12 protein-coding genes and 1 riboswitch are annotated in these 9679 nt (G+C 34.9%); of the genes, 5 read left to right on the top strand and 7 right to left on the bottom strand.

The window, feature by feature from the left end; genetic code table 11:
* Window positions 1–279 precede the first annotated feature (279 nt).
* Window positions 280–504 carry a hypothetical protein gene (locus tag COZ07_RS04880; RefSeq protein WP_406607463.1) on the bottom strand — a complete coding sequence of 75 codons (225 nt, stop codon included), beginning with the start codon at window positions 502–504 and terminating at the stop codon, window positions 280–282.
* A 76-nt stretch (window positions 505–580) separates the two neighbouring features.
* Window positions 581–2569, bottom strand: coding sequence for a transketolase (tkt, locus tag COZ07_RS04875; RefSeq protein WP_406607462.1), 1989 nt, complete (start codon window positions 2567–2569; stop codon window positions 581–583).
* A 327-nt stretch (window positions 2570–2896) separates the two neighbouring features.
* Between tkt and COZ07_RS04870 the strand changes: the two genes are divergently transcribed.
* Together COZ07_RS04870 and COZ07_RS04865 are read left to right on the top strand one after the other, a co-directional pair.
* Window positions 2897–3130, top strand: a complete 234-nt coding sequence (locus tag COZ07_RS04870; protein ID WP_406607461.1) for a hypothetical protein — start codon at window positions 2897–2899, stop codon at window positions 3128–3130.
* A gap of 3 nt (window positions 3131–3133) precedes the next feature.
* Entirely contained in the window at window positions 3134–3478 is a 345-nt protein-coding gene (locus COZ07_RS04865; protein ID WP_406607460.1) for a type II toxin-antitoxin system PemK/MazF family toxin, read from the top strand.
* Here the strand turns inward: COZ07_RS04865 and COZ07_RS04860 are convergent.
* The 5 genes from COZ07_RS04860 to COZ07_RS04840 all read right to left on the bottom strand — a co-directional run bounded on the left by COZ07_RS04860 (window position 3462) and on the right by COZ07_RS04840 (window position 6793).
* Window positions 3462–4136, bottom strand: coding sequence for a thiamine pyrophosphokinase (locus tag COZ07_RS04860; RefSeq protein ID WP_406607459.1), 675 nt, complete (start codon window positions 4134–4136; stop codon window positions 3462–3464). The genes COZ07_RS04865 and COZ07_RS04860 overlap by 17 nt on opposite strands.
* An 11-nt stretch (window positions 4137–4147) precedes the next feature.
* Window positions 4148–4702: an energy-coupled thiamine transporter ThiT gene (thiT, locus tag COZ07_RS04855; protein WP_406607458.1), complete on the bottom strand. Its 555-nt coding sequence runs from the start codon at window positions 4700–4702 to the stop codon at window positions 4148–4150.
* A gap of 80 nt (window positions 4703–4782) precedes the next feature.
* A riboswitch (TPP riboswitch) is annotated at window positions 4783–4887 on the bottom strand.
* 182 nt (window positions 4888–5069) lie between these two features.
* Window positions 5070–5327, bottom strand: a complete 258-nt coding sequence (locus tag COZ07_RS04850; RefSeq protein ID WP_406607457.1) for an RNA recognition motif domain-containing protein — start codon at window positions 5325–5327, stop codon at window positions 5070–5072.
* A 276-nt stretch (window positions 5328–5603) separates the two neighbouring features.
* Window positions 5604–6428 carry an SIR2 family NAD-dependent protein deacylase gene (locus COZ07_RS04845; protein WP_406607456.1) on the bottom strand — a complete coding sequence of 275 codons (825 nt, stop codon included), beginning with the start codon at window positions 6426–6428 and terminating at the stop codon, window positions 5604–5606.
* Between the two features lie 35 nt (window positions 6429–6463).
* Window positions 6464–6793 carry a tRNA-binding protein gene (locus tag COZ07_RS04840; RefSeq protein WP_406607464.1) on the bottom strand — a complete coding sequence of 110 codons (330 nt, stop codon included), beginning with the start codon at window positions 6791–6793 and terminating at the stop codon, window positions 6464–6466.
* A gap of 168 nt (window positions 6794–6961) precedes the next feature.
* Here COZ07_RS04840 and COZ07_RS04835 point away from each other — a divergent pair, with 168 nt between their 5' ends.
* From COZ07_RS04835 to COZ07_RS04825, 3 genes are all read left to right on the top strand, one after another.
* The gene (locus tag COZ07_RS04835) at window positions 6962–7693 is read left to right on the top strand and encodes an SDR family NAD(P)-dependent oxidoreductase (protein ID WP_406607455.1); all 732 of its coding nucleotides are present in this window, start codon (window positions 6962–6964) and stop codon (window positions 7691–7693) included.
* 875 nt (window positions 7694–8568) lie between these two features.
* Complete coding sequence (locus COZ07_RS04830; protein WP_406607454.1) at window positions 8569–8874, top strand: transposase; 306 nt, start codon at window positions 8569–8571, stop codon at window positions 8872–8874.
* A partial coding sequence (locus COZ07_RS04825) for a transposase (protein WP_406607453.1) occupies window positions 8795–9679 on the top strand: 885 nt, incomplete at its 3' end. The genes COZ07_RS04830 and COZ07_RS04825, both read left to right, overlap by 80 nt.

The raw sequence follows: 9679 nt of genomic DNA, 5'->3' as shown, positions 1-9679 counted from the left end.
CTAGTGAAAACGATTTTTGCATAATCCTTGAAAACCAGCATAAAATCAGAGATCTTAAAAAATCAACTGTCAAAGTCGGGGGAAAATCGAATAGAGATAAAAATACAATAAAAATAGGGTAAACTAAAGAAGACGATTTTCTTTATAATTTACCCTTTTTATTTTGTAATTAAATTTGTCAATGTATCTTCTCTTAAAGACAGTAACTATAACTCGAAATACCTTTTCTTAATAGGGTAAGATCTTAAGGAGAAATTAAAGAGAAATTTAAAATAAGGTTTATAATAAATTTTCCAAATAAGTTGAAAGTTTTTTATTGTTGATTATCATCACTGATTTGTTGTTATCTAAATTAAAAAATTCAAATTGATTTGCGGTGATTTCATTACCAGTAAGGGTGGCATAGTTAGTTATTTCTTCGGTTATTTTATTATAGGCTACAGGAAGATAAACATGAGCTCCATCTACAGCCTTAACAATTGGAGCAATATCATCTTCCAGCATTCTTTGTATTTCAAGAATGGAAAGATATTGAATTTCTGCTTTTAAGTTGCGGTTACTTTTTGGCTGTCTGCATTTGTCAAAGGACCGTCCCCTGACAAAGTTGTATGATTTTTTGGGCAATCTTTTCGGGGTTAAAACCGAAATAATCAGCTAATTGTTGGGCAGGAGCACTTTTTCCAAAAGATTTCATAAATACCGTATAATGAGAATTATTCAATAGCTGATACCACCCTTGGCCGGTATTAGCCTCAATCACTACTCGAAGAGCATCTTGTGGACCTAAAACTTCTTCTATATATTTTTCGCCCTGTCTTAAAAATTCTTCTCTATCCGGAATAGATACTATCCGACTGGCAATGCCATTCACTTTTAATATAAGGCTTACTTTTAGAGCTATCGAAACCTCGCTGCCACTGGCCATTAATACTACTTGAGGGACTTCTTTTTCTTGGTGAGATATTATATAACCACCTCGAGCGAATTCTTTTACTCCACGAGATTTTTCCAGATGGGGCAAATCCTGTCGGGATAAAATCAAGGCGGTAGGCTCTTCGGTCTTCTTTAAGATTTCTCTCCAGGCTAATTTGGTCTCTTCTTCATCAGCAGGTCGAATAATCTTTAGATTTGGTATAGTCCTTAAAGATTCAAGTTGCTCTACCGGTTGATGAGTTGGGCCATCTTCTCCTACAAAGAAAGAATCGTGGGTAAAGATATAGATTACCGGAAGCTTCATTAAAGCTGCCATCCTAATAGCTGGGCGTATATAATCAGAAAAAACAAAAAAAGTGGAACAATAAGGTCTAAATCCCTTATGCACTGCAATACCATTAACGATCGCTCCCATCGCATGTTCTCTAACTCCGAATCTGATATTTCTACCATTAAAGTTATCCTTTTGAACATCCTCATATTTACTTAAATAAGCTTTAGTAGAAGGTTCTAAATCTGCCGAACCACCGATAAGATAAGGAATTTCATCAGCAAGTTTATTCAAGACTATCGATGACGCTACTCGAGTAGCTACCGGAGACTTTATTTCCAAACTTTCCAATTCTAAATCTGGGGGGAGGACTAAATTTAAGGCTTCATCCCACTTCTTTCTTAATAGGGGAGACTTTTTAGTCCATTCTTCAAATAGGTTCTGCCATTCTTCTCTTTTTTTAATCAATTCTTTTTTTCTATTCTCAAAAAATTCTCTTACCTCAGCTGAAACATAAAATTTCTCATCTAAAGGAAGACCTAAATTCTTCTTTAGACCTCTGACCTCTTCCTCACCTAAAGGTGAACCATGGCAACTGCAGGAATCCTGCTTGGTGGGAGCTCCATAACCAATATGGGTTCTGGCTATAATTAAGGTAGGTTTATTTTTGCTTTTCTTGGCTTCTAGCAGGGCATCTTTAATTTCTTCTACTTTATGACCATCGACATTTTCTATTACCTGCCAGTTATAAGCTTTAAATCTATCGGCTACCGATTCAGTAAAGGTTATTTTAGTTTCTCCAGACAGGCATATCTTATTATCATCATAGATAGCTATTAACTTTTCCAAGCCCAGATGGCCAGCTAAAGAAGCAGCTTCAGAGGTAACACCTTCCATCATACAGCCGTCACTTAAAAGAGTATAGGTATAATGGTCAACAATTTTATAATCCTTGGTATTAAATCTGACTGCCAACATTTTCTCTGCCAGTGCCATTCCTACGGCATTGGCAAATCCTTGCCCCAAAGGTCCGGTGGAAACTTCTATTCCAGGAGTTTCTCCATATTCAGGATGACCAGGAGTTTTGGAATTAAGCTGCCTAAATTTTTTTAAATCCTCGAGTGAAAGTTTGTATCCCGAAAGATGTAACAGAGAATATAACCAGGCTGAGCCATGCCCGGCAGATAGCACAAAACGGTCTCGATCCGGCCAATCCGGGACAGCAGAATCGTATTTTAATACATCTCCAAAGAGTACTGCTCCAATTTCAGCACAACCCAAGGGTAATCCCGGGTGACCGGAATTAGCCTTCTCTATCATATCTACAGCCAATCCTCTTACTATATTAGCGATTCTATTAAACAATTTAGAAATTCCTCCTTGTCTTCTGAAGATTGATATTTAATATTTTACACTTATTTTTTTTCTTCTACAAACTTTTTTGTTTTTTATATTTTATTATTAATGTAAACTTTAACGAAGGCAATTAAATAGAAAAGTTATACTTAGGTCTTTTCTCTACTTTCACTTAATTTATTTTCTTTCTCTTTATAGTGCACTTTTGATTTTTAAATGACAATATTAATAATAACTGTTGACAAGATGTATCTATAGGTGTATATTTAATATGTATAATAAATATGTACAATAAGATTTTTAAAAGAAAAGGATCTTAATGATAAGTGAGTAAAAATGAAAAGAATAAATATAAACTTCTCGGATAATTTATTGTATGAAATAAAAAGAACCAGCAAAGAATTAAATATGAATTTGAGTGAATTTGTCCGGGAAGCAACTGAAGTATATTCCAGTAAAATAAAAGAGGAAAAGCTTAAAAAAGAGTTAGCTGAAGGATATAAAGCAAAAGCTAAACTAAATCTTAAAATATGTGAAGATTATAAATATATCGATGGAGAAAATATTTAACCTATGGATATTGAAAGAGGAGATATTGTTTTAGTAGATTTAGAACCTGTTAAAGGCTCAGAAACCGGTAAAATAAGACCTTGTGTTATAATTCAGAATGATATTGGAAATAAATTTTCCTCAACAACTATTGTGGCAATTGTAACCAGCCAAAAAGAAATCTCTAAAGAATATCCTACAGATGTATGGGTAGAGAAAAATAAAGGCGGTTTAAATTTAGATAGTATTATTCAAGGTGATCAAATAAGAACCATATCAAAAGAACGAATAGTTAAAAAACTTGGGCATTTTGAGGACGAAGTTATGAATAAAGCAAACAAGGCATTAAAGATTAGTCTGGGATTATAGAGGAGGATACACTCTTATTAAGAACATATAGCAATAGCCCTTTCTTAACGGTAATAACAGCTTTTTCCTGCTCAATTATATTGCTAATACCTCGGGTCTTATATCTTAATAGGCTTTCTGATTCGAGCAAATATTTACATCCCGTTATAGTAACACCGGTAACCTTTTCATCTAAGGGAATCAAAGAAAGCCTTACCCCTATTTTTTGAAAAAACACTTTTTCTCTATTTATTATCCCCATTTCCAGCCCAGGTTCCTTAATAAATGCGGTTATTCCATTTCTAAAAGCATATTCCAGGAGAAAGATATTGGCTAACTGCTGATCTAATCGCCCCCCGGCAAAGCCGATGATAATAACATTATTAAAACCTCTTTCCCGACAATATTGAAGTGCCAGTTCACCATCGGTTTCGTCCTTTTCAACCGGGTATTTTATAATCTTAACTCCCATTTTTTCATAACGTTGATATTGTGCCTTGGTAAGCGAATCAAAATCACCTATAATCACATCAGGCAAAAAACCTATGCTCTCTAATAATAAGACTCCACCATCAGCAGCAACAAACAATACATCTTTCTCTCCGATTAGTTTCTTACATTCTTCCTTATTTCCTTTTAATTCTCCGTTTAAGACAATAACCGCCTTATTCGTTGACATAAATTATCCTCTCATCTTTCGTTTTTGCCCTCATTAATTACTATATTCTTTATTAACGGTATTATAATTATATAACAGAGCAACAGCGATGGCAAAAGGTAACTGATATTATATATTGCTGAATATACCCATGGACTTTGACCTTCCGGAGCATACTGAGCAAAAAATATAATCCCGGAAAGGAAGTGGCTAATAAACCTTCCCAGTCCACCAGTAAAGACAGCTAATAATAACCAGCCATACGTACTTCCCTTTGCCTTTAAATTAATCTTGTTTGAGAATATTCCGGCTAATCCAACCAGCATGTAAGGTAAAGGATAATCTAATACCAGTTGTGCTGGATGGATAATGAAAGGACCAAGCGCTAATTGAACTAAACCATATACTACTCCAGCCATCATACCTGAGCCAGCTCCCCAGCGCAAAGCTATAATTAAAATCGGCAGCATTTCGAGGCTAACCGACCCCCCCTGAGCCATCCTCCACAAAGGAATAAAATTTAAAATAGCAGCTAATGCCACCGCCATACCAATCTCGGTCATAATCCTTACTTGATTTCTTTTCATTATAAATTCCCCTTTCTTTTAAAGTAATTTATTTTAAATAAAAAAACCGTAAACCTTGATCTTATAATCAAATATCTACGGTTATCATTAAAGATACTCCCTACGCTGGCATTATCCAGATCAGGTTCCAAGGGTCTGTTTATTAAAAACACTCTCAGCTTTAATAAGCTCCCCAAAATATTTATTTAATTTTTTGTAAAAAATATTACCTCTCAAAATAAAAAAATTAATTTTTTTTGTTGGATACTTTTATCTTTAAATTTGATTTTTTATAGATTAAAATGGCTGACCTATTTTTGACCTAATATTTATTATAGTTAAATCAAATTTAAATTTAATCAATTACAGCTACAACATGATTATCTAATTATCTTCTAAAATCGCTTCTTGGTTTGCGGGGACGAGCTTCATCGATCTTCAAAGGACGGCCATCAAATTCGGTATCGTTTAAAGCATCTTTGGCTTTTTCAGCTTCTTCAGGAGAAGCCATTTCTATAAAAGCAAAGCCTTTGCCTTCGATGATGTTGACACTCTTAACTTCACCGTAACTGGAAAATAATTCTTTTAATTGCTCACTAGTTACAGAATACTTAAGGTTTCCGACATATAATTTATTTTCTTGCATACTTTCTACCTCCTTTTCGTTATTATTTCTCTTAAGTCCAATAACGTTTCTTTAAGGAGGTAGAAGCAAGGTAGCTATCTGCCTCTTAAGGGATAACATTATTAAAACACAAGAGATCCCTCATAAACAATCTGTTTTCAGAGGACTAGTGGATTGTTTTTAGTATCTCTTTTTAGTAAAATGGCCAGCCATTTTTATAGTAACTTTTCTACTATATTTTACTTGTTTTTACAGTTTTGTCAAATTTTTATAAAAAAAGAACAATTTTATTTTTAACTATTTCTTTTTTAACACTTTTACTACTGCAGGTAAAAAATCACAGACATCTTCATTAATTACTGCTTCAGCTAAATAATCCAGATGGGTAGACATAAAATTAACAATAATTAATTTACCTCCTCTATTTAGGCAATATTGAGGCAACATATTCGCCGGGCTAACCTGAAGTGATGAACCAACAGTCAGTATTAAATCAGCTCGCTTAGATTCATAAATAGCATTATCTAAATTGGGAAGCATTTCGCCAAAAAGTACTACATTCGGTTTAAATACTCCCCCACATTCACAATAAGGTACTTTTTCCTTACTTTTCTGCCTGTGCGTGCCTCTGCCTGTGCGTGTACGCACGCAGACAGGTGCACGCAGACAGGCGTCAATCTTTTGTATCAATAATTCTGAAGAGATTATTTTCCCACATCTTCGACAAATAGCTTTTCTTAAGGTCCCATGGACTTCAATAACCTTCTTTGAACCCGCCCTTTGGTGAAGGTTATCTATATTTTGAGTGATAAGACAGTGTATATAACCCATCTCTTCTAACTGGGAGATAGCCTTATGCGCAGGATTGGGAGAAACCCGAGACAACATCTCGATACGAGGCCGATAAAAATAATAAAAACGCTGAGGATCTTCATCAAAGGCAGTTATAGAAGTAACCTTAAAGGGGTCTACCTTCTCCCAGATACCTTTGCCAGGAGTCCTAAAATCAGGTATCCCTGATCCAGTACTTACTCCCGCCCCAGTTAAAACAATTGCATATTTAGATTTTTTTATTAATTTTACAACCTGATTGACTTTTCCTTCATCTATTACATTCTCCATAAAATACCTCTAATTTTGAAGTTTTTCAACTTATTCTACCCTATTTTATAGCCTAAAGGAGCTTCTCGCTCAGGCTGAATTAGAATAACTTCCCCCTCTTCTTTCATTACTCCTAAAATTAAAACTTCTGATTTAAACCCAGCTACCCTCTTGGGAGGAAAATTAACTACCGCGACAATCTGTCGGTTAAGTAAATCTTCTTTAGAATATAATTTAGTAATCTGAGCAGATGATTTTTTTATTCCTAATTCCCCAAAATCAATTTTTAATTTATAAGAAGGCATACGTGCTTCTTTAAAATCTTCTACCTCTATTACCTTTCCTACTTGGATATCTAATTTCTCAAAATCTTCGAAAGTGACCATCATTCACCGCCTCCCGTATATCATTTTATATTTTATCTATTAAACTTAAATATATAATAACTTAAAAATTATATTTTTCCAAATCTCTCAATTGACATCGGTCATTATTATGATATATAGTTTTAATATAATAATATTGATTTACATTTATATAGAAGAGGAGGCAAAATGTCTAAAATAATACTTATTACCGGTGCAAGTACAGGTTTAGGAGCAGAAACAGCCAGGCTTTTAGCTTTTCAAAATGAAATTATCGTCCATTATTATAGTTCCCAAAAAGAAGCTGAAAAAGTCGCAGCCAACGTAGAAATAAAAGGAGGTAAATCATTTTTAGTACAGGCAGATTTATCTCAAGAAGAAGGGTGCCTTAAATTATTTAATACTGTTACAGAAAAGTTTCCCAAGCTTGATGTTTTAATAAATAATGCGGGAGGACTGATCCGTCGTCAAGCAGCTAAAGAATTAGAATGGAAGCTAATGATGGAAACATTCTCTTTAAATACTTTTTCCACTATGAAGCTTTCCTCTCTTTTTATTCCCTGGTTAGAAAAAGGAAATAACTCCTGTATTATCAATATTAGTTCTATTGCTATGCGTCACGGATCTCCAGGAGCTACTATTTACGGTGCTTGTAAAGGTGCTATTGATTCATTTACAAGAGGTTTAGCCCATGAATTGGCTCCTACTATCCGTGTTAACGCAGTATCACCGGGAGTAATAGATACACCTTTTCATAAAAAAGTATCCACACCTGAAAAAATGAAAAAATTCAAAGAATCAACTCCTCTTAAACAAATTGGAGAAGCTATTCATATTGCCAAGACTATAGAATTTTTAATTAATAATTACTTTATTACGGGAGAAACTATCGATGTAAATGGAGGTCTTTTTATGAGATAAAATGACTCTAAAGATACTTAGTTGGTCCTGTATTACCTTGATTCCGCATTTCTCATCCCAGCTGGTTATTCCGTTTCTCTTCAATCTGTTATAAGCAGCTATCATTGAAAAAAGTTTGATAAAGGGAATTCCTATCCCCATAGCATTTAACCAAACCAATTCCAATCCCAAAAAAAGTTATATTAAATGTGAAGACCTACACTTCACATCTTAAAAATAAAAAACGAAATAAAAGTTTGTCAAAGAACCGTCACCTGTCACATTATAGCAAGAGGAAAGCCTTATAATATAAGGGTTTCAAGGGAAGAATGCGAAAAAACGTTCTTTTTTGCATTATTTTAAGTCGAGCTATGGTTTTACCCCTCAAAAATGGCTTTTTTTAGCTAAATTATCACCCCTCCAAAATATAAAAGTGGCTATTTACAAGGGTTTCGTGATTTTGGAGAGGTAAAAATAGGCTAAAAACAGGGGTCGTAACTGCCAATTTTTCGAAAATTGAAATGCAAAAAAAGGCACTCTACGTGCGTTTAAAGGGCATTCCTGAAGGGGGTTTGAAAAGCTTGCAAACAAAGGGTCCTATGTCGTTCCTGCGAAAGCAGGAATCCAGGTATTTCTTTGCACCAAAAGACCAAGTCTTTCTGTCGTATGAATATAATTATTTATAAGAAAAATGAGAGATTAGATTATCAACCCTTATGAAAAGTTAGAAAAAGTTATCGAATTATTGAGCTGGTACAAGCTTTCCCTGTCACATTATATTGTCAAAAGAACCGTCAGACTGTGTGAAAACTCACCTTTAACTTACATATAACCACCCAGAATGATATAATATAACCATAGAAAAAAAATAAATAAAAAAGAAAGAAGGTGAATTCATGAGATATATAGAAGGCGAAGATAGAAATCAAATCATACTCTTTCCTGAAAGTATAGATGAATATGTAAGTGACAATAACTCCATTCGTATCATCGATGAATATATCAAGCAGCTTGATCTTAAAAGACTGGGCTTCAAAAGGGCGGTTAACCCCTCACTGGGACGGCCACCCTATCATCCCAAAGATATGCTTAAGCTCTATCTCTACGGGTATCTTAACTTAAGTGCGTTCATCCCGAAGACTGGAACAGGAAGCGATCAGAAATTTAGAGGTCATCTGGCTGCTCAAGAAACTAAAACCTGACTTTAAGACCATTGCCGATTTCCGGAAAGATAACAAACAAGCATTGAAGAAGGTCTTTCGGGATTTCACCAAGTTATGTGATGAATGGGAACTATTTGGCAAAGAACTGGTCGCTATAGATGGTCCCAAGTTTCGAGCCTGTAATTCCAAAAAAAACAACTATAGCAGCAAAAAATTAGCCAGGCATCTCCAATACCTTGATGAGAAGATCGAAGGCTATCTCAAAGAACTGGATCATCATGATCAACTCGAATCCCCTGACCGCCAGCCTGATGTTAAAGAAATAGAAGAAAGAATACAACAATTAAGAGACCGCAGAGAAAAGTATGAATCGTACCAGAGGAAACTAAAACAAAGTGGAGAAAATGAGATCTCCACTACCGATCCCGATGCCCGGCTGATGGCTAACCATAACCATGTGGAGGTAAGCTATAATGTGCAAACCACTGTAGATGCCAAACACAAATTAATTGCCGACTTCAAGGTTACCCAAAAACCAAATGACTTAGGTGAACTTGACCACATGGCCATGAGGGCAAAAAAGCTCTTTGGGAACAAAGCCTTTGAAGTATTAGCCGATAAGGGTTACTATAAGGCTAAAGACTTAAAAAAATGTACCGAAAACGGAATCACCGTTTACATCACCAAACAAACCTATGCCAATGGTACCAAAGACCAAGCCTTCTATTCTGATCAGTTTAAGTATGATCCAACCAAAAATGTCTATCTTTGTCCTGCTGGAAAGGAACTCCATTATTATCGGGCCAGGAAGAAAGATGGAAAGATAATCGGCTATGAATACCTA

The organism is Candidatus Infernicultor aquiphilus, assembly GCF_002784285.1.
Taxonomy (GTDB): Bacteria; Atribacterota; Phoenicimicrobiia; order Phoenicimicrobiales; family Phoenicimicrobiaceae; genus Infernicultor; species Infernicultor aquiphilus.
Note: the sequence above shows the minus strand (reverse complement) of the source record. Positions and strands in the feature narration are given on the sequence as shown.

Coding starts and splice junctions, on each gene's coding strand:
- COZ07_RS04835 (WP_406607455.1), top strand. CDS start 6,962: ATGTCTAAAATAATACTTATTACCGGTGCAAGTACAGGTTTAGGAGCA.
- COZ07_RS04865 (WP_406607460.1), top strand. CDS start 3,134: ATGGATATTGAAAGAGGAGATATTGTTTTAGTAGATTTAGAACCTGTT.
- COZ07_RS04870 (WP_406607461.1), top strand. CDS start 2,897: ATGAAAAGAATAAATATAAACTTCTCGGATAATTTATTGTATGAAATA.
- COZ07_RS04880 (WP_406607463.1), bottom strand. CDS start 504: ATGCTGGAAGATGATATTGCTCCAATTGTTAAGGCTGTAGATGGAGCT.
- COZ07_RS04840 (WP_406607464.1), bottom strand. CDS start 6,793: ATGGTCACTTTCGAAGATTTTGAGAAATTAGATATCCAAGTAGGAAAG.
- COZ07_RS04830 (WP_406607454.1), top strand. CDS start 8,569: ATGAGATATATAGAAGGCGAAGATAGAAATCAAATCATACTCTTTCCT.
- COZ07_RS04845 (WP_406607456.1), bottom strand. CDS start 6,428: ATGGAGAATGTAATAGATGAAGGAAAAGTCAATCAGGTTGTAAAATTA.
- COZ07_RS04860 (WP_406607459.1), bottom strand. CDS start 4,136: ATGTCAACGAATAAGGCGGTTATTGTCTTAAACGGAGAATTAAAAGGA.
- thiT (WP_406607458.1), bottom strand. CDS start 4,702: ATGAAAAGAAATCAAGTAAGGATTATGACCGAGATTGGTATGGCGGTG.
- COZ07_RS04850 (WP_406607457.1), bottom strand. CDS start 5,327: ATGCAAGAAAATAAATTATATGTCGGAAACCTTAAGTATTCTGTAACT.